This window comes from Selenomonas dianae, assembly GCF_030644225.1.
Classification (GTDB): domain Bacteria; phylum Bacillota; class Negativicutes; order Selenomonadales; family Selenomonadaceae; genus Centipeda; species Centipeda dianae.
In genome coordinates this window covers 1,268,313-1,287,990 of the sequence record NZ_CP128650.1, presented here as the reverse complement: position 1 = coordinate 1,287,990, position 19,678 = coordinate 1,268,313, and the positions used below count along the sequence as shown (strand labels likewise).

Here is a 19,678-nt window from a genome sequence, read left to right as displayed (position 1 = left end):
AGGCGGTGTTTCTCATTCGTGAGATAGATGTTGCTGAGGGAAAAAGCAGCAAGGGCGAATCCTTCCTCAAGGGAACCCTTGTCCTGACGATCGCGGGTTTCGTGGTCAAGGTCATCGGTTCGCTCAATTGGATCTTCGTTTCCCGTATCCTTGGCGGTGAGGGAATCGGTCTCTATCAGATGGCTTTTCCCATTTATTTTTTTGCCATGACGGTTTCGCAGGCGGGCGTACCCGTCGCCATTTCGATCATCACGGCAGAGCGCGTGGCTCTGAACGATATATACGGCGCGAAGCGGGTCTTTCGCATTTCCATGATGCTCATGCTGTTTACGGGGCTTCTGTTTTCTCTTCTGACCTATCTTGCGGCGGACTGGCTGATCGACTGGCAGCTGATCCGCGATGCCCGTGCATACAAGGCTGTTGTCGTGCTTGCACCAACGGTCTTCTTCGTGACGCTGCTTGCCAGTTCCCGCGGCTATCTCCAAGGGTGGCAGCGCATGACCCCGACGGCAGTATCGCAGATCGTGGAGCAGATCTTCCGCGTGGTGACGATGATCGTCCTTGCGAGCCTCCTTATGCCGTGGGGACTTGACTATGCGGCGGCGGGTGCATCGCTTGGCGCATTTGCGGGTGCGGTGACGGGGCTCATCGTCCTTGTCTACTTTCACATCCAGTTGGAACGTGACATTGCACGCGACTACGGTACGGAGCTGAAGCCTCTGCCGGGGGCGGCGTACGAGTCGCGGGTCTCCATCATCAAGCGGATTTTCAAACTGGCGCTGCCCGTATCGGCGGCGAGCATTATGCTGCCCGTTGTATCGAACCTCGATCTCATGATCGTACCGCAGCGTCTGGAGGCGGCAGGATACAGCATCAGTGAGGCGACGGAGCTGTTCGGCTACCTGAACGGTATGGCTGTACCGCTCGTAAACCTTGCAACCATCCTGACAGCGTCCATGGCAATGAGTATTGTGCCTGCGATCTCGGAATCCCGCGTGCTCGGTGACCGCACGCGTGTCTACGACCAGACGGCGGCCTCCGTGCGCATCTCAAACTTTGTCTGCTTTCCTGCATTTGTCATTGTGTTTATGCTTGCAACGCCGATCTCCGCTCTGATCTATAATGCGCCGGGGGCAGGTCCTGCCGTCATGATCTCGGCGGTGAGTATCATCCTCCTCGGACTGCATCAGGTATCGACGGGGATTCTGCAGGGGCTCGGACACCCGACGATTCCCATGGTAAATATGCTGCTCGCGGCGGCGGCAAAGGTCTTTCTGAATTGGCATCTCACGGCGATCCCGTGGCTTGGCATCATGGGGGCAGCGTGGGCGACAGCGGCAGATATGGGGGTTGCGGCACTCATCAATCTCTACTTCATCCATCGGTTCATCGGCTATCGGATCGAGTTGCTGCAGCTCATCAAGACGATCTGCGCCGCCGCGATCATGGCGGGAGCGGTTCATCTCTTTTACGAATGGACGGTTGCATGGTGGGGGATTCCTGCCATATCGACATTTGGTGCGGTCTTTTTCGGCTGCGGCATCTATGTCGCAGCGATGATTCTCCTGCGCGGACTCATTGAGGATGACCTGCGCCGTCTGCCGATGATCGGTGCGGTCAGCATACGTTTCTTACAGCGAATTGGAGTTTTTAAGGCATGAAAAAGTTAGGGATGATCTACAACCCCGTATCGGGTCATGCGCTTTTTAAGGGGAAACTCGATGCGCTCGTTGATATGTTCCAGCGTCGCGGGATTGTGCTCTGTCCCTATCGCACCCGCGGGGGAGGGCAGGATCATCTCGGACATTTTCTCCGTGAGATCTGCCCGGACGGCGTTCTTGCCGCCGGCGGGGATGGAACAGTACACGCCGTTGTGAACGCCATGTGTGCATCCGATATGGATATACCGCTCGGTATTCTCGGGAGCGGTACATCCAACGACTTTGCGACCCATCTCGGGATCAGTGACTGGGAGGCGTATATCGAACGTATTGCTGCGGACGAAGCGCGGCGTGTGGATCTGGGGCGGATCGACGGGACGGGGCAGTACTTTGTCAATGTCGTCAGCGCGGGAATGCTGACGGGGATTGCCCATGAGGTAAAGTCCGCATATAAAAATGCCTTGGGCAAGGTCGCGTACTATTTGAAAGGAATTGGTGAGATTCCGCGTTTGCGCTCCTTTTCCGTTCAAATCACTGCAGACGGCGTACAATATGACGCAGATGTATTCCTGTTTGTCATCGCAAACAGCCCCGTTGTCGCGGGGATGAAGCAGATCGGTCATGGCATTGCCATTGACGACGGGGTGCTCGATCTCCTTGCCGTAAAAAAAACAGGTCTGCCGCAATTTATGTCTGTTGCGGCAGACCTGTTTGCCGGGAAACCGGTGACGGAGCGGGATAATATTCTGCACATTCGGGCAAAATCGTTTGAGATTCATACAACAGAGGATCTCTACAGTGATGTCGATGGAGAATGCGGCCCTTTGCTGCCGCTGCGTGTGCGGACGCTGCCGCTTGCGCTCTCCGTGTACTGCTGATCGGCTCAGTGTATCCCGAGATAATGGGCGACGAACTGCTGTGCCGTGCGCCCGCTGCGCCCACTGTGCGTCATCTCCCAGCGCAGACCTGCGATGCGCAGCTCCTCGGGTGAGAGGTGGATTCCTTTTTGCGTGAGCATATGATCGATGATCGCCAGATATTCCTCCTGATCCGGTGTATGGTAGTGGATGATTAGTCCGAAACGATCCGAAAGGGATACGGTTTCGTTGATTGTGTCATCGCGGTAGAGCTCATCCTGCTCGCGGTCGCGCCATGTTTCGCGTATGAGATGGCGGCGGTTGGAGGTGGCGTAAAGGCGTACGTTCGGGGGACAGGAGGAAACACCGCCCTCGATGGCAGACTTGACTGCCTTGAACTCGGTATCGGATTCCTCGAAGGAAATGTCATCGAGGAAAAGGATGAATTTTCGACCGGCATACTTGCGCAGCGTGTCCATGATGTCGGGAAGTTTACGCAGCTGCTCCTTTGTCACCTGCACGAGGCGGAGGCCGCTTTCCTCGTATTCGCTGACGAGTGCCTTGACTGCGGAGGATTTGCCCGTACCGCGTGCGCCGACGAGGAGAACGTGGTTCGCAGGCTTTCCCTGCACGAATGCGCGTGTATTCTGGATGAGCTGTTCTTTCTGGCGCTGGTAGCCGATAAGATTTTTCATCTGTGTGCGTTCGAAATATGGAATGCCACATATTTTGTGCAGATCCTCATCCCAGCGGAACACGACATATGCGGCAAGATCGCCATATCCATAACGCGCATAGAATGTAAGCAATGCCTCGGCATAATCCTTGGGGGTCTGTGCCGCTTCGATCCACGGGAGAAGGAAGTCCTCGGTTTTATCGTATACGTTCTGTGTCGGCTCGTATGCGTCCATGAATTTTTCGCCGAGAAAGGTGCTGGTCGCCTGTGTCAGCAGGGGATAAAGATGTTCGATGTCCTGATAGAACGCCTGACGAAGACTGCTCCCGGGGGGCAGCCCTGTCCGTTCCATTGTCTTGGATACAAGATTTGGCTCATGGGTGAGCACGTGAAGGAGATAGCGTGGGAGCAGATTGCCGCTGAGTCCGAGATCCTCTGCGCAGCGAATGAGGTGCGCTGCACATTCGGCCTGCATCTCAGCGTCGGCTGCGTTCCATTCAAGGAAACCGAGTACCGGATCCTTGCTCAAGGAATTCAATACATAGAGTGTTGAAAGTTTCACATTCTGACTCATAATACCATCCTTTCCTTAATCTGAAAGAAATTTAGGCGACATGATAAAATCGGTGCGGCAAGAAATTGGGGGAGCGGTCGGCAGACAGAGGTTACGCAGATCAGTCGCACGGACATCGAAGGAGAGCATCTGACGGATGTGTGTACATTCGGCTGATGCCTGATGGATCTTTGACAAAGCCTCTGCCGTGCGCGTGACGATGGGAAGGTGTGATTTTTCCTTAAACGAGCGCAGGAGCGACCGTCCGTGCTGATTGAAGGCAAGCGGGCGAATGTAAGCGACACCGCCGGTGTCAAAGTCCTGCGTCTGATTTTTTTTGAGGTGCAGGAGCAAATGAACGATCAGACGTGCAATTTGGCTCTGCGGATAGCGTTTGGTTGATACGTCTGCCAAAAATGATCGATATGCCTTTGCCGTTTTTGCACAGCGGATCAGGCGGTTCTCAATGCCCTCATGAATGCCGTTGTACGAAGCAAGTGCCGAAATATCCGTCACAAGCAGGAGATAGCGCAGGAGGGTGAGCAATGTATCCTCTCGTGGGATGCTGTTCTGATGTGCCGTTTGGAGATCGTTCCATACCATAGGCATGACGTTTTGCCTGAGATCCTCCCACGGGGGATGTTTCGCATCAAGTGCTTTTCGAATGGAGGAGGCGCTTGTAATGCCAATTTGCAGACACGTTTCCTCATGGCGTGCTGCCACGCGCTGAATGGCGATCGGTGAAATCTGCGGCGCACGTACGCGCAGAGCACGCAGGTACTCTATGGCAAGGATGTTGTTGGGGGAGCGCAGCAGAACTTCCGCCTGTTTCTCATCGTGTTTCAGGGCACGCGTGAGCGCATCGGCATAGGAACGGCCCTCTCCGAGATATTCGCGCAGCCGCATCTGTACGGGAACTGTGTCAATCCGCTCCGCGAACGATGCGAGCAAGGTGATGTCCTCTGCCTCCGTGCCAAAGGCAAGGTGTGTGACGATCCCCAGTCGTGAGAGGAGGGATATGCCGCCCCGTGCAAAGTCCTGTGCACTGCGGCAGGCAAATACAAAGGGGAGTTCAAGCACAAGATCCACACCGCCTGTGACCGCGTGGGCAGCCCTCGTCCATTTGTCGAGGAGCGCGGGGGCGCCCCGCTGGGTAAAGCTGCCGCTCATGACGGCGATGATGCGTATGCCGGGATGCTTTTCACGCAGCATCTGAATTTGATAGGCGTGTCCATGGTGGAAGGGATTATATTCGGCAATAATTCCCGCAACCTGCATATGACTTTTCCATCTCCTGTCCTGTGCATATTTTAGCAAAAAAAAGGACGTTTGTGTAGGGCTTCGGAACAAATACAAATCCTTGTAATTTCAAGGGACGAATGCTATACTAAACGCACCTTCCGCCTCCATATGTCATCTATGGTTATTGGAGTGGAGTGAATGATGAAGAAGGAACGCATTGTTGTCGCAATGAGCGGCGGTGTGGACAGTTCGCTTTCGGCGGCGCTGCTTTTGGAGCAGGGCTGCGAGGTCATTGGTATGACGATGCGCCTCTCGGAGGAAACGCGTGCTGCTTCTCCGGATGATTTGAACAGTGTGGAGGACGCGCGGCGTGTGGCGGAGGTTCTTGGAATCCGACACTATATTATGGATCTTACCGCGATGTTTGAGGAAACGGTGATTGACTATTTTCTCTCTGAATATCAGTGCGGACGTACGCCAAATCCATGTGTGGTATGCAACCGCCATATCAAATTCGGGAAACTTCTTCACGAGGCGGAGAAATTGGGCGCATCCTGTATTGCAACGGGACATTATGCGCGCGTTGACTGCGGCAAGGATGGCGTTTACCGTCTGCGCAAAGGACAGGATCGAGAGAAGGATCAATCCTATGTGCTCTACGGTTTGGATCAAACAAGTCTTGCGCGTGTGCGGTTTCCTCTGGGAGGATTCAGCAAACAGGAGGCACGGGTCTTGGCGGATGAATACCATCTTCCCGTTGCGCACAAGACAGAGAGTCAGGAGATCTGTTTTATACCGAATGACGACTACAAATCCTATCTGAGAAAACACCGTCCGGAGTGTGTGCGGATCGGCGACATTGTCGATGCGAGGGGAAATGTGCTCGGCAGTCATGCGGGGGTTTCATTTTACACCATTGGGCAGCGCAAGGGGCTCGGTATTGCAGCATCGCAGCCGCTCTATGTAACGGCACTCGATGCGGCAGAGAATCGTGTCGTCGTTGGGACTGCCGATGCGGTTTATGCGCAGGAACTCATGGCGGTTCATTTGAACTGGACGATGTGGGATACCCTGCGTGAAGAACGCCTTGTAAAGGCGAAGATTCGCTACGGAAAGAGAGAAGCCGAGGCACGTATTGTTCCGCTTGCCGATGGTGCGCTGCAGGTACGCTTTGCAGAACCGCAGCGCGCTGTGACACCGGGACAGTCCGTTGTGTTTTATGAGGACGATGTGGTGCTTGGCGGCGGGGTGATTGACAAGGTAATTGCCTGAGTTGTCATACCGTCGATAGAGAGGGGTTGATGAGATTGAGTCGCGTCATGAAGGCAAAGATTGCTTGTGCCGTACTGCTATGCGTGGTGTTTTTGTTTGCGGGGCTCTTTTGGTATTTCCGCGTGTATACAAAGACGCCGGAATATGCACTTCGCTCGATTGAATCCGCACTGGAGCATCATGACAGTGCGCTCTTTTTCCGTTATGTTCGTCTGGATGCCCTTCTGGATATGGGATACGACGATTTTATGACAGGCACAATAGAGGCGGAATTTGGACAGACGAGCGAGAATTCTGCTGCGCTTGCAGATTTTTCGAAAATGCTCAAGCCCGCATTCATCAAGATGCTCAAGGATGCAGTGGATACGCGCCTGACAACAGGAGAGTGGCCATCGGCAGATCCGTCAGAGGACGGCACGGATGCAGAAAACATTCTCTCCCGTATTGGCGTGCGTGATTTAACATTTCGAGAGATTGCCAATCTGACACAAAACGATGAGGAACGGACGGCGGAGGCGGATGTTATTGTCCATCAGGGCGAAGCCGATACCGATTTCGCGTTCAAGATCCTGCTGACACCCTCTGAGGAGGGGGAATGGCAGGTTTCCTCCATCCAGAATTTGCAGGAATACGCCGTTTTGCTGGAGAAGGCGCGTCGTTTGCGTGTAGAAGCCTATTTGGATGAAACGGATGCGATTCTTGCGCGTCACGATCAGACCGTTCGAACGGCACAGCTCCGCCTCTACACCGTACTGGGGGCGGGGTCTTTGGGCAGTCAGTCGACGCGCGATGTGGCACGTCAGATCATGGAGCAGGAAATTCTTGCGGACTGGCAGGCGCGGCGGGAAGAACTTGCCGCCGTATCTGTGCCGCGCAGTCTGCAGAGTCTGCACCAGCTCCGGCTCAAGATCTGCGATTTACACGCCGCCTATGCACAGGGCTATGCGGCATGGATGACGGATAAGAACGCCGCGACGATTCGCAGCGCGGAAAACAGTCTGCGACAGGCGGAGGTGCTTGAGGTCGAGGCATCTCTTCTCGTACAGCGTGCCAAACGTCCGTTCAAGATGGAGTGAGGAGTGAGATGATGCTCGATTCGAGCAATGATACGGTGGCAATTCTTTACGATATTGAGAATGCGCCCATCGAAATGCTTCAATACACGATTGACCAGGCGCAGCGGTATCAGCCTTGTCGTATGATTGTCGTATCGGATTGGGAGGCGCATCCGGAGCAGAAGCGATGGGAGCGCCTCATGGAGTATCCCGATCTGACCTTTCGGCAGATCAGCCGCACGTTCTACGGAAAAAATTCATTGGACTCCGCACTCTACGATTCCGCTCAGATTCTGTATCAGGAAGGCGTTCGCAAATACTTTATTATTACCACGGATTCCGACTTTGTACGTATTGCGGAGTCTTTGAATGCGGAGGATCCGTCCTACATCATCGGTGTTGGAACGAAACAGGCGAGCGAGGATCTGCGCAATGCCTACAATGAGTTTTTCGTCTATCCGCCGGAGCCAAAGGCCGAGAAAAAAACGAAGAAGAAAAAACCGGAGCAGAAGGCAGAGGTGAAAACTGTGGCAAAGAAAAAGACTGCGGAGGATAAGGGTGCAAAACAGAAACCGTCTGTAGAGCAGACGGCACCTCCGGCAGAGCAGAAGAAAAAGACAGGAAACGCAGCGCAGAAAAAAACAGGGGTCGAGAAGGCAACTGAGGAAACGGTGAAAACGGCAGTGCAGCCGAAAAAAAAACAGTCGGCGAAAACAGTTCCTTCCGTTGACCCCGTGCAGACGACCGTTATGACCGGTTTTTTGACCGTACGTCTGCCCAAGACGCTGCGTGCCTCTCTTGAGAAGAAAATGCTGGAGGAAGAGGTTTCTCTGGATGAACTCGTGACCTATCTCCTCATGCGCGGACTTACGGAAAAATAAGAGGGGGCTGCGATGAGAAAAGAAGAACGTGCCTTGCTCTATCAATTCCCTGAGGAGCAGATTGCGGCAGCGTGTAGTGTGTTTCGTACACTTGGGATACAGGTTCTTCTTCTTCCTGCGGATGCATGGCGCGAAAAAATCGGTTATCTCCTTGGCAATAGGGGGTATCAACCTGCATCGTGTGCGGATGGTTCTTTTGACTTTCCGCACAGGCTCTTGTTGCTTGAGCATATTCAAGGAAAACGGTTGACGAAGGTGCTTACGGCACTGGAGGAGGCGGGGATTCCCCGTATTGTTTACAAGTCAGCGATTACACCGTACAATACCCTGTGGACGCTGCGCTATTTATGTGAACATATGGCGAAAGAGCACGCAGTGTCTTGCAAAGATCAGGAAAGGAATGTATGATGAAACGATTTCTTGCTGTGGTACTGTCCTTGGTGTTTCTTTTCACCGCAGGCTGTGGATCGGAATCCCAACCGAAGGATACGAAACTTTCGAAGATCACCATCGGTCTGATGCCCGACACGGATTCGATTCCGTTCATCATTGCCGCAGAGCGTGGGTACTTTGCACAGGAGGGCATTGAGGTGGAGCTCGTCTCCTTCAAGAGTGCGATGGAGCGGGACGCAGCACTGCAGAGCGGGAATCTCGACGGTGCGGTATCCGACCTGCTCGCCGTCATCTTTGCGCGCTCGGGCGGCTTTGCTCTGCACGCAACCTCCTATACGGACGGCAATTATAATCTCGTTGCGGGCGGGAATGCGGGGATTTCCACTGCTGCCGATCTGCGCGGCAAGGAGATTGCCATCTCCCGCAACACCATCATCGAATACATTACCGATGAAATCCTCAAGATCAACGGGCTCGACGAACAGGATGTTTCCAAGGTCGTTATTCCGCAGATCCCCGTGCGTCTGGAGATGCTGCAAAGTGGGAATCTCGCGGCGGCGGTTCTGCCGGAACCCATGGCGAGTGTCGCCGCTGCATCCGGCAATCGATACGTGACGGGATCGGCAGAGCTGGGGCTGAATCCCGGTGTCATTGTATTTGCGGACGCCGCCATTCAGGAGAAAGCCGAATCCATTCGCGCTATGTACCGTGCCTATAACAAATCCGTGGACTATCTCAATCATGCGCCGCGTGCAGAGTATATCGACCTTGTCATGGACAAGAGCGGCTTTCCCGCGCCCGCACGCGATGCACTCGAACTCAAGCCCTATCGTACGGCGGGGCTTCCGGCAGAGAAGGATGTGGAGGAGGCGGTACACTGGGTCAAGAGCAGAGATCTCGCAGGGGACTTCCGCTATGACGAGCTTGTTTCCAATCTTCTCTTGGAGGGCAAATAATGCCGTACCTGTCGCAGACAAGTGCGCCCATTCAGGAGGCACTCGAACGGATGAAGCGTGCGCGTCTTGTACCATTCGATGTACCGGGGCATAAGCGCGGGCGCGGAAATCCGGAGCTTGCCGCATTTCTCGGAAGTGCGTGTCTGGATGTCGATGTGAACTCGATGAAGATGCTTGACAACCTCTGTCATCCGGTCTCCGTGATACGGGATGCGGAGCAACTTGCGGCGGAGGCGTTTCGTGCCGCACACGCTTTCTTTATGGTGAGCGGTACGACGGGCTCGGTACAGGCGATGATCCTCTCGACGGTGGGGCGCGGCGATAAGATCATCATGCCGCGCAACGTGCATCGGAGTGCCATCAATGCGCTCATCCTCTGCGGTGCAATTCCGATCTATGTGAATCCGGGGATTGAGGACACGCTTGGCATTGCACTCGGGATGCGCGTGGAGGATGTCGCTGCCGCGATCGAACGTCATCCGGATGCAAAGGCGGTCTTTGTCAACAATCCGACGTATTATGGGATCTGCTCCGATCTCCGTACGATTACGGAACTTGCACACGCTCATGGGATGAAGGTGCTCGTAGACGAGGCACACGGAACCCATCTGTATTTCAGTGACCGCCTGCCTTTGGCTGCAATGGATGCAGGGGCGGATATGGCGGCGATCAGTATGCATAAATCCGGCGGCTCGCTGACACAGAGTTCGCTCTTGCTTTGTGCAAAGACAATGCCGATGGGCTATGTTCATCAGATCATCAACATTACGCAGACCACCAGTGCCTCCTATCTTCTTCTTTCGAGCCTTGACATCAGTCGGCGGAATCTCGCCTTGCGCGGGCGTGAGGTCATTGATAAAATCATTGATCTTGTCGCCTATGCACGCGATGAGATCAATGCCATCGGCGACTACTATGCCTATGGGCGCGAGCTGATTGACGGATCCGCAGTCTATGACTTTGACACGACGAAGCTGTCCATCTTCACACGTCCGACGGGGCTTGCAGGCGTTGAGGTCTATGACATTCTGCGCGATGACTACGACATTCAGACGGAGTTTGGGGATATTGCCAATCTGCTCGCCTATGTATCAATCGGGGATCGTCCGAAGGACATCGAACGCCTTGTGGCGGCACTTGCGGAGATTCGGCGCAACTACCGCAAAGATCCCTCCAAGACGCTCAAGATGGAGTACATCGATCCTGTCGTCGTCTGTGGACCACAAGATGCGTTTTATGCGGAGAAGGAGTCTCTGCCGATTGTAAAATCCTGCGGACGCATATGCAGTGAGTTTGTTATGTGCTATCCGCCGGGCATTCCGATTCTCGCCCCCGGGGAGAAGATTACGGAGGAGATCCTGACCTACATTCGCTATGCGAAGAAAAAAGGGTGTCAGATTACAGGACCTGAGGATATGAGCATACAGTATCTCAATGTGATGTCGGAGCGATAGATATGGAATTATGGTATACGGAACAGCATACGAAGAATGTGCGCTTCTCGATTCGCGTCAACCGGCAGCTCTACAGCGGACAGAGCGAGTTTCAGCGCATTGATGTATTCGAGTCGCCCGAGTTCGGGCGATTTCTGACACTCGACGGCTATATGATGCTGACGGAGAAGGATGAGTTCATCTATCATGAGATGATTACACACGTGCCCATGTGCGTTCATCCGAAGGCGGAAAACATTCTCGTGATCGGCGGTGGTGACGGGGGGACAGTGCGCGAACTTCTGCGCTATCCGTCCGTGCGCCATATCGACCTCGTGGAGATCGATGAGATGGTTGTCGATGTCTGCCGTGAATATCTTCCATTCACTGCGTCCTGTCTGGATGATCCACGTGTTGACATCCACTATGAGGACGGGCTGCGGTTTGTCCGCAAGCCGGTCGACGTTTATGATCTCATCATTGTGGACTCGACGGATCCGTTCGGACCGGGGGAGGGACTGTTTACGAAAGAGTTCTATGGGAACTGCTTCAAGGCGCTCAAAGCGGACGGCATCATGATCAACCAGCATGAAAGCCCGTTTTACGAGCAGGATGCCTACGCCATGCAGCGGATGCACCAACGAATTGTCCATTCGTTTCCGTTCAGCCGTGTGTATCAGGCACATATACCGACCTATCCGTCGGGACATTGGCTCTTTGGCTTCTCGTCCAAGAACCGCCGTCCCGTGGAGGGCGTGGACTTTGCGCGATGGAAGTCGCTTGGCATAAAGACACGTTACTATAACACGCAGCTGCACGCCGCAGCATTTTCCCTGCCGAACTACGTGGAGGAGATACTTGAAGATGTGGAACCGCAACATTGAAACGTTTCTCGGGTGTGACGGAACGTATGAGGAGAGCCATATCGTGATCTTTGGTGCGCCATTTGACTCGACGACCTCCTACCGTCCGGGGACGCGGTTCGCCGCTCGTACGATGCGGGCGGAGTCCTATGGTCTTGAGACCTACAGCCCGTATCAGGATCTCGATCTTGAGGAGGCGCGTGCCTTTGACGGCGGCGATCTGGAGCTCCCGTTCGGTGATACGGCACGTGCGCTCGATATGATTCATACATTTGCGAGGAATGTACTGGCAGACGGACGGCTGCCCCTGCTGATCGGCGGTGAGCATTTGGTGAGTCTGCCCGCGATTCGCGCGGCGGCGGAAAAATATCCGGATCTTGCCGTGATTCACTTCGATGCGCACACGGATCTGCGCGACGAATACCTCGGCAATCATCTCTCTCACGCGACGGTGATCCGGCGTGTCTGGGATTTCCTCGGCGACGGGCGCATTCATCAGTTCGGCATTCGCAGCGGAGAGCGTGCGGAGTGGGCATGGGCACGCGCGGGGCATACGAACATCCATCCATTTACCTTCTCAGGGCTTTCCGAGGCGATTGCAGCGGTCAAGGGACATCCGGTTTACCTCACAATTGACCTTGATGTGCTCGATCCCTCCGCCTTTCCGGGAACGGGAACGCCCGAGGCGGGCGGCGTGATGTTCATCGAGCTGATGAAAGCAACGCTGTCCGTGATTCGCGGCTGCAATATTGTCGCGTGTGATATGGTCGAACTCTCGCCGCCGCTTGATCCGAGCGGAACGTCCACAGCAACGGCACTCAAACTCCTGCGTGAGATGATCCTTGGACTGGAGGCGGATTTTATCCGCCCTGCCCATGTTTGAGGTTTTCTGTTTGATACCTGCGAAGCGATTTGTTATAATAATTCGGATACAGTAAGGAGAGATGGTGTAGGTTATGAACGTAACGGAACAAGATCTCAGGACAACGGCACATCTTTCGCGTCTTGCGATTTCGGCGGAGGAAAAGGAAGAAGCTCTGAAATCCTTAGGAGACTTTCTGACGTATGTGGACAATCTGTCCGATGTAAATACGGACGGAGTACACCCTACAACGTATGCGCTTCCCATCGAAAATGTCTTTCGTGCGGACGAGGTGCGGCCGTCCCTTTCCAATGAGGCGGCACTATCGAATGCGCCGCTCGCAGAGGACGGCTATTTCAAAGTGCCGAAGGTGCTCGAAGGGTAAGGAGGAGCTGTTTTGAGTCTATATGAAAAACCGGCGCATATCCTTCACGATATGCTGATGCGCAAGGAGATCAGCGCACACGAACTGACCGAGAATGTTTTTTCCCGTATGGATGCTGTGGAGAACAAAATCGGTGCGTATCTTTGTGAAATGCGTGAGGAGGCACTTGCCGAGGCGGATCGCGTGGATGGAAAGCTTGCGGCAGGGGAGAAGATTCCCTTCCTTGCGGGCATACCGGGTGCGGTTAAGGACAATATCTGTACGAAGGGCGTGCGTACGACGGCAGGCTCGAAGATCCTTGAGAACTTTGTCCCGCCGTACGATGCAACGGTCATGACGAAACTGCACGATGCAGATGCCGTTATCCTCGGCAAGACAAATCTTGACGAGTTTGCGATGGGCGGTTCGACAGAGAACTCGGCGTATCATCTGACGCATAATCCGTGGGATACCGAACGTGTTCCCGGGGGGTCTTCGGGCGGCAGTGCGGCGGCAGTTGCCGCAGGTTCGGCGATCTGGGCGCTTGGCAGCGATACGGGCGGCTCGATCCGTCAGCCTGCCTCGTTCTGCGGCATCGTCGGACTGAAGCCGACCTATGGACGCGTCTCCCGCTACGGACTTATGGCGTATGCTTCCTCCCTTGATCAGATTGGCCCCCTCACACGCGATGTCACGGATGCTGCGCATCTCATGAACGTCATTGCAGGGCACGATGTCATGGACTCGACCGCAAGCAGGGCGGATGTGCCGGACTATGCAAAGGCATTGCAGAGTGATGTAAAGGGACTTAAAATCGGTCTGCCGAAGGAGTATTTCGTTGCAGGGATGGACAGTGAGGTGGAGGCATCTGTCCGCAAGGCAATTTCAAATTTGGAGGCGATGGGCGCGGAGGTCAGAGAGATCTCCCTCCCGCATACGGACTATGCTGTTTCCACCTATTATCTGATTGCCCCTGCAGAGGCGGCGACCAACCTCGAACGCTATGACGGTGTCAGCTATGGCGCACGCGTGGATGGGGAAGACCTCGTCGATATGATGACGCGCACGCGTACGGAGAAGTTCGGTGCAGAGGTCAAACGCCGCATCCTCATCGGCAACTATGCGCTCTCTGCGGGGTATTACGATGCCTATTATCTCAAGGCACTCAAGGTGCGGACTCTGATTCAGCAGGATTTCACGCGTGCGTTCGAGGATGTCGATGTGATCATGACACCGACCGCACCGACCCCCGCCTACAAGATCGGTGCGATGACAAGTCCCTTGCAGATGTATTTGCAGGATATTTCGACCGTTCCGGTCAATCTTGCGGGACTTCCCGGCATCTCTGTGCCCTGCGGCTTTACCGTTTCGGGGCTGCCCATCGGACTTCAGATCATCGGACGCCCGCTCGCCGAGGAGACGATCCTGCGTGCTGCGTATGCCTATGAACAGGCTCACGATTTCCATACGAAACTGGCGCCGATTGGAGGAAGGGCATGAAATACGAAACCGTCATCGGTCTTGAGATTCACTGCGAACTCAAGACAAAGACCAAGATTTTCTGCGGCTGTGCGACGGGATTCGGCGCGGATCCGAATACGCACGTCTGTCCCGTCTGCCTCGGACTTCCCGGCGTTCTGCCTGTCGTCAACCGTCAGGTGGTAAACTACGCCATCAAGGCGGGGCTTGCGACAAACTGCGAGATCAACGGATACAGCAAATTCGACCGCAAGAACTATTATTATCCCGACCTTCCAAAGAACTTTCAGACCTCTCAGTTTGATCTTCCGATTGCCGAGCACGGCTGGGTGGATATCGACACAGAGGCGGGAAAGAAGCGCATTCGTCTGACGCGTATTCACATGGAGGAGGATGCGGGAAAGCTCGTGCACTCCGGCACGACGATCAAGGATTCGGCTTCGTCCAACGTCGACTACAACCGTACGGGAGTTCCCCTGCTTGAGATTGTCTCCGAGCCGGATATGTCCTCGGCGGAGGAGGCACGCGCCTATATGGAGAAGATCAAGACCATCATGGAGTATATTGATGTCTCCAACTGCCGCATGGAGGAGGGGAATCTCCGCGCGGACATCAACGTCTCCCTGCGTCCTGTCGGCTCGGATGTACTCGGTACGCGTACGGAGATGAAAAACATCAATTCCTTTAAGGCTCTTGAGGATGCCATCAACTACGAGATCGAGCGTCAGACAGAGGTGCTTGAGGACGGCGGTCACATCATTCAGGAAACGCGTACATGGGATCCCGAGCGCGGCATCACCCTCTCCATGCGCAGCAAAGAGGAGGCGCATGACTACCGCTATATGCCGGAGCCGGATCTGCCGCCGATTGTAACGAGCGCGGAGGAGATCGAGACGATCCGCAAGGAGCTTCCCGAACTGCCCGATGCACGCCGTTCTCGTCTGATGGAGGAGGCGGGGCTCTCCGCATACGATGCGGGCATCATTACAAGTTCACGCGCGATGGCGGAATACTACGATGCCATTACGGCGACAGGCGCGGATGCGAAACTCGCGGCAAACTGGCTGATGGGCGATCTCGCAAAGAATCTCAATGCCGAGGGCAAGACGATTGAGGAATCGCCCGTTGATGCAAAGCGTCTCGGTGAGATGATCCTGCTTATCTCGAAGGGGACGATTTCCTCGAAGATCGGAAAGACTGTGTTCAAGGAGATGTGGACATCGCCCGATGCACCCGAGAAAATTGTTGCGGATAAAGGGCTTGTCCAGATCACGGATACGAAGGAGATCGAGGACATTGTCGATCGGGTCATCGCCGCGAATGCCAAGGCGGTTGAGGACTACAGGGGCGGCAACAAGAAGGCGATCGGTGCGCTCGTTGGGCAGGTCATGAAGCAGTCCAAGGGTAAGGCGAACCCGCAGATGGTCAACGAACTCTTGACAAAAAAACTTGGCTGAGTAAACTGAAACAGTCTTTTCCATATGGGAAAGACTGTTTTTGTCAAAGAGAGGAGATTGCTCCATGCGGTATAAAGCTGCCATATTTGATCTGGACGGAACGCTTGTCAACTCACTGAATGATCTTGCGGACAGTGTCAACGCAGTTCTTCGTGTATACGGCTTTCCCATACATGATCTGGAGAACTATCGTTATTTTGTCGGCGATGGTTCGCGCAAACTCATTGAGCGGGTTTTGCCGCAGGGACGTGCGGAGGACACCGCATTTGTCGATGACTTTATGGCGGCATACAAGGAATACTATGCTGCACATCTGCTGGATCAGACGAGACCGTATGATGGTGTCATGGATATGCTGAACGGGCTTCGACGGCGCGGTATCCCCATGGCAGTATGCACGAACAAACATCAGTCTGCGGCGGAAGTCATTGTTGAGGCATTGTTTCCGTCCGATACGTTTTGTGAAGTGCTTGGCGATCAGAATGGTTTGCCGCGCAAACCGAATCCACACAAGGTGTTTCATATAATGAAGAACCTTGGTGTCAGGGGCGCGCAGACGGCATATTTCGGCGATACAGCTGTGGACATGGATACCGCGCGCAATGCAGGAACGTACGCGGTTGGTGTCCTCTGGGGATTTCGCCCGCAGGAAGAACTCGTCGCACATGGGGCAGATGTTCTCCTGACACACCCGATGGAACTATTTGAAAAGGTGATGTTTGCAGAGTGAAAAAACAGAAAGAACACATGCGGCACGCTATTCCGGTTTCGAAAGGGCAGACCTATGAACTTCGAGTGGAACGTCTCGGGACAAGCGGGGAGGGCGTCGGACGATACGAGAATTTTACTGTCTTTGTCCCGAATGCACTCCCCGGCGAAACCGTCTCCGTCATCATAGAGGAGGTAAAGAACAGCTATGCACGTGGGCGTATCAAGGAAATCCTGCGGGCAAGTTGCGACCGCATCATACCTATCTGCGAAATCTATGAGGACTGCGGCGGCTGCCAACTGCAGCATCTTTCCTATGAAGCTCAACTGGATGTGAAACGTGCACAGGTCGTAGACGCATTGATCCATATCGGCAAACTGCCACAGATCCCCGTGAGGGAGACGCTGCGGGCGGAGCAGCCGTGGAACTATCGGAACAAGATGCAGTTTCCCATCGGTATCCACAAAGGGAAGATCGTCGTTGGATGCTTTGCGCAGGGAAGTCATACGATTATCAATACGGAAAACTGCCACATCCAGCGTGCGGAGAACAATGACCTTGCAAATGCTGCACGCGAGATTGCAGAGCAGCTCCACATTCCGGTCTATAACGAGGACACCCACAAGGGCGTTCTGCGCCATATTGTCGGGCGCGTCGGACGCAGCAACGATCTCATGGCGGTTATTGTCACGGCGACAAAGCGGCTGCCACGTGCCAAGGATTTTGTGCGGATGCTGCGTGAGCGTCTGCCGAACCTTGTCGGTGTCCACCAGAACATCCAGACCTACCGCAACAATGTCATTATGGGGCGCGACACCAGTCTGCTCTGGGGGCGGCCGACCATCATCGACTCTCTCGGGCGGCTGAACTTCCACATCTCCCCGCGGTCCTTCTTTCAGGTCAATACGCAGCAAGCGCAGCGGCTCTATGAACAGGCGCTTTCCTATGCCGATCTCCACGGAACAGAAACCGTTATTGATGCCTACTGCGGTACCGGAACGATCACGCTCTTTTTAGCGCAGCGGGCACGCAAAGTCTACGGCATCGAAATCGTACAGCCCGCCATTCTCGACGCACGAAAAAACGCCCGCGACAACCATGTGAAAAATGCCGAGTTCATCGTCGGCGATGCGACTGCCGTCATGCCCGCGCTCTACAAACAGGGCATCCGACCTGATGTCGTCGTCGTCGATCCACCGCGTGCCGGCTGCACCGAAACCGTCCTCCGCACCTTCGCCAATATGAAACCGCAGCGCATCGTTTACGTCTCTTGCAATCCCGCCACACTCGCACGAGATCTTGCCATTTTGAATGAGCTCGGCTATGAAACACAGGAAGTTCAGCCCGTGGATCTCTTTCCGCAGACCTCGCACGTGGAATGTCTCACGAAAATAGTCCGACGCGACCTTTTGTAAATCCTACGACAAAGCCCCGCAGCCCGAAAGAGAGCTGCGGGGCTTTTTGTGTGTCAGAAATTCCAGACAATATCCAGTTCTCCCTTCGTTGGGAGAATGACAATCTCCTTGATAAGCTCCTGCAGGAGTTCTCTTTTCTCGTCCATTTCACCCGTCTCTATCACGGCGTCAAAGGAGGAGAGGAGAGACAGAGCCTTCTCCTCTGAGAGACGCGTGTCTTCTTTCTGTACTTCCATATTGTTCAGAGTCGTCTGCAGGGCATCTCGCTCCGCTTGAAGTTTTTGCGTGCGCTGTCCGATCTCGTGAATGCTGATTGTACCGAGCTGGTAGAGATCCACAACGCGCGAGATTTGACGGTCGAGCTCGTCGATGCGCTGCATGAGTGCCGTACGATCCGTATCGGAGCGAGAGGGACGCTGACGCTCTTGCGTGCGCAGCTTTTGAAAATACGCGTGGTCATGTGCGATACGCGCAATCTCCCCAACGATCCGCGCATCCAGATCAACGACGGCATAGGCGGGGTTCTTGCAGTTCGGGTCAATGACTTTGCTCCGATTTGCTTTAGCTCGAGAATAACAAAAATAGTATGGTCGATATTTTTTATTTGGTGCGTGTCCGGAACACGCGCCATTTGCGAAATAGCTCGCCCCACAGTTGGCGCAGCGCATAAGTCCCGTGAGAAGGTTTCTGGATTTAAAAGGGAAGGGCTTTGATGCCGCAATACGCCGACGGTCAGCAAGAAGCACCTGCGCCCGCTTGAACGTCACCTCGTCAATGATCGGCTCATGCTCGCCCTCGTAGGTGTTCCCCTCCCATGAGATCAGACCGAGGTAGAGCTTCATCTCGAGCATCGAGCGAATTCCGGAGTGTCCGAGGGAGCGACCGTAACGCTCGTTGATGATGGCGGCAATGGCGTTGATTGGCGTTTTCTTGAGGAAGAGATCGAACACCTCGCGCACCATGACCGCCTCAATCGCATTCACGACAAGATGCCCGTCTACATAATCATATCCATACGGACGATAGCCGCCGCCATGCCAAAGCCCCGCTTTTGCACGTTCCGCACGTCCCATTGTCACGCGCTCACGAATTTGCTCACGCTCTAACTGGGCAAAGACCGAGAGAATCCCAATCATCGCACGCCCGAACGAGGAGGACGTGTCGAAATTCTCTTGCATAGACACGAAATCGACATTGTGCGAAAGAAAGACATCTTCTATCATGTAAAGCGTGTCCTTCTGCGAGCGGGACAGGCGATCCAGCTTATAGACAAGCACGCAGTCCACATGTCCCGCGTCAATGTCGGCAAAGAGCTGCTGCAGAGCAGGACGCTGTGTATTTGAGCCGGAAAAGCCAGCGTCCGTGTATACGTCGTGAATTGCCCAGCTCTTCGCTTTACAGTATGCCGTCAACCGCTCGGTCTGGGCTTCGATGGAGTAGCCCTCCTTTGCCTGCTCCTGCGTTGATACTCGGATGTAGAGAGCGGCGTGTTTATGCTTGGACAAAAAATCACCTCCGATGAATTTCAGTAGAAATAAGCCCCGAAGGTG

18 protein-coding genes are annotated in these 19,678 nt (G+C 54.5%); 15 read left to right on the top strand and 3 right to left on the bottom strand.

What is annotated here, in order from left to right; genetic code table 11:
• Window positions 1-5 precede the first annotated feature (5 nt).
• Both QU667_RS06370 and QU667_RS06365 read left to right on the top strand, forming a co-directional pair.
• Window positions 6-1,661 (top strand): putative polysaccharide biosynthesis protein, encoded by a 1,656-nt coding sequence (locus QU667_RS06370; RefSeq protein ID WP_304986389.1) that lies wholly within the window; start codon window positions 6-8, stop codon window positions 1,659-1,661.
• Complete coding sequence (locus QU667_RS06365) at window positions 1,658-2,539, top strand: diacylglycerol/lipid kinase family protein (protein WP_304986388.1); 882 nt, start codon at window positions 1,658-1,660, stop codon at window positions 2,537-2,539. Before QU667_RS06370 ends, QU667_RS06365 begins: the two co-directional genes overlap by 4 nt.
• Window positions 2,540-2,544: 5 nt before the next feature.
• Here QU667_RS06365 and QU667_RS06360 read toward each other — a convergent pair whose 3' ends face one another.
• A complete protein-coding gene (locus QU667_RS06360) occupies window positions 2,545-3,768 on the bottom strand; it encodes an ATP-binding protein (RefSeq protein WP_304986387.1) in 1,224 nt (407 codons plus the stop codon).
• A gap of 15 nt (window positions 3,769-3,783) precedes the next feature.
• Window positions 3,784-5,025, bottom strand: a complete 1,242-nt coding sequence (locus QU667_RS06355; RefSeq protein WP_304986386.1) for a tRNA(Met) cytidine acetate ligase — start codon at window positions 5,023-5,025, stop codon at window positions 3,784-3,786.
• Between the two features lie 165 nt (window positions 5,026-5,190).
• Here QU667_RS06355 and mnmA point away from each other — a divergent pair, with 165 nt between their 5' ends.
• The 13 genes from mnmA to rlmD all read left to right on the top strand — a co-directional run bounded on the left by mnmA (window position 5,191) and on the right by rlmD (window position 18,128).
• Window positions 5,191-6,261, top strand: a complete 1,071-nt coding sequence (gene mnmA, locus QU667_RS06350; RefSeq protein ID WP_304988424.1) for a tRNA 2-thiouridine(34) synthase MnmA — start codon at window positions 5,191-5,193, stop codon at window positions 6,259-6,261.
• 47 nt (window positions 6,262-6,308) lie between these two features.
• Window positions 6,309-7,337: a hypothetical protein gene (locus QU667_RS06345; RefSeq protein ID WP_439653981.1), complete on the top strand. Its 1,029-nt coding sequence runs from the start codon at window positions 6,309-6,311 to the stop codon at window positions 7,335-7,337.
• A gap of 8 nt (window positions 7,338-7,345) precedes the next feature.
• A complete protein-coding gene (locus tag QU667_RS06340; RefSeq protein WP_425541892.1) occupies window positions 7,346-8,197 on the top strand; it encodes an NYN domain-containing protein in 852 nt (283 codons plus the stop codon).
• A 12-nt stretch (window positions 8,198-8,209) separates the two neighbouring features.
• Window positions 8,210-8,605: a DUF3783 domain-containing protein gene (locus QU667_RS06335; protein ID WP_304986383.1), complete on the top strand. Its 396-nt coding sequence runs from the start codon at window positions 8,210-8,212 to the stop codon at window positions 8,603-8,605.
• Window positions 8,605-9,546, top strand: coding sequence for an ABC transporter substrate-binding protein (locus QU667_RS06330; RefSeq protein WP_304988423.1), 942 nt, complete (start codon window positions 8,605-8,607; stop codon window positions 9,544-9,546). Before QU667_RS06335 ends, QU667_RS06330 begins: the two co-directional genes overlap by 1 nt.
• Entirely contained in the window at window positions 9,546-11,000 is a 1,455-nt protein-coding gene (locus QU667_RS06325) for an aminotransferase class I/II-fold pyridoxal phosphate-dependent enzyme (RefSeq protein WP_304986382.1), read from the top strand. Before QU667_RS06330 ends, QU667_RS06325 begins: the two co-directional genes overlap by 1 nt.
• A 2-nt stretch (window positions 11,001-11,002) precedes the next feature.
• On the top strand, window positions 11,003-11,863 hold the full coding sequence (speE, locus tag QU667_RS06320; protein WP_304986381.1) for a polyamine aminopropyltransferase: 861 nt from the start codon (window positions 11,003-11,005) through the stop codon (window positions 11,861-11,863).
• Window positions 11,844-12,725 (top strand): agmatinase, encoded by an 882-nt coding sequence (gene speB, locus QU667_RS06315; RefSeq protein WP_304988422.1) that lies wholly within the window; start codon window positions 11,844-11,846, stop codon window positions 12,723-12,725. The genes speE and speB overlap by 20 nt, the downstream gene beginning before the upstream one ends.
• Window positions 12,726-12,798: 73 nt before the next feature.
• Window positions 12,799-13,089 (top strand): Asp-tRNA(Asn)/Glu-tRNA(Gln) amidotransferase subunit GatC, encoded by a 291-nt coding sequence (gene gatC, locus QU667_RS06310; protein WP_304986380.1) that lies wholly within the window; start codon window positions 12,799-12,801, stop codon window positions 13,087-13,089.
• A 12-nt stretch (window positions 13,090-13,101) separates the two neighbouring features.
• Window positions 13,102-14,568, top strand: coding sequence for an Asp-tRNA(Asn)/Glu-tRNA(Gln) amidotransferase subunit GatA (gene gatA, locus QU667_RS06305; RefSeq protein WP_304986379.1), 1,467 nt, complete (start codon window positions 13,102-13,104; stop codon window positions 14,566-14,568).
• The gene (gene gatB / locus QU667_RS06300; protein ID WP_304986378.1) at window positions 14,565-16,004 is read left to right on the top strand and encodes an Asp-tRNA(Asn)/Glu-tRNA(Gln) amidotransferase subunit GatB; all 1,440 of its coding nucleotides are present in this window, start codon (window positions 14,565-14,567) and stop codon (window positions 16,002-16,004) included. Before gatA ends, gatB begins: the two co-directional genes overlap by 4 nt.
• A gap of 64 nt (window positions 16,005-16,068) precedes the next feature.
• The gene (locus tag QU667_RS06295) at window positions 16,069-16,734 is read left to right on the top strand and encodes an HAD family hydrolase (protein ID WP_304986377.1); all 666 of its coding nucleotides are present in this window, start codon (window positions 16,069-16,071) and stop codon (window positions 16,732-16,734) included.
• A gap of 17 nt (window positions 16,735-16,751) precedes the next feature.
• On the top strand, window positions 16,752-18,128 hold the full coding sequence (gene rlmD, locus QU667_RS06290; protein WP_304986376.1) for a 23S rRNA (uracil(1939)-C(5))-methyltransferase RlmD: 1,377 nt from the start codon (window positions 16,752-16,754) through the stop codon (window positions 18,126-18,128).
• A 53-nt stretch (window positions 18,129-18,181) separates the two neighbouring features.
• Here the strand turns inward: rlmD and QU667_RS06285 are convergent, their stop codons facing one another.
• Window positions 18,182-19,633, bottom strand: coding sequence for a recombinase family protein (locus tag QU667_RS06285; RefSeq protein WP_304986375.1), 1,452 nt, complete (start codon window positions 19,631-19,633; stop codon window positions 18,182-18,184).
• Window positions 19,634-19,678: the final 45 nt, after the last annotated feature.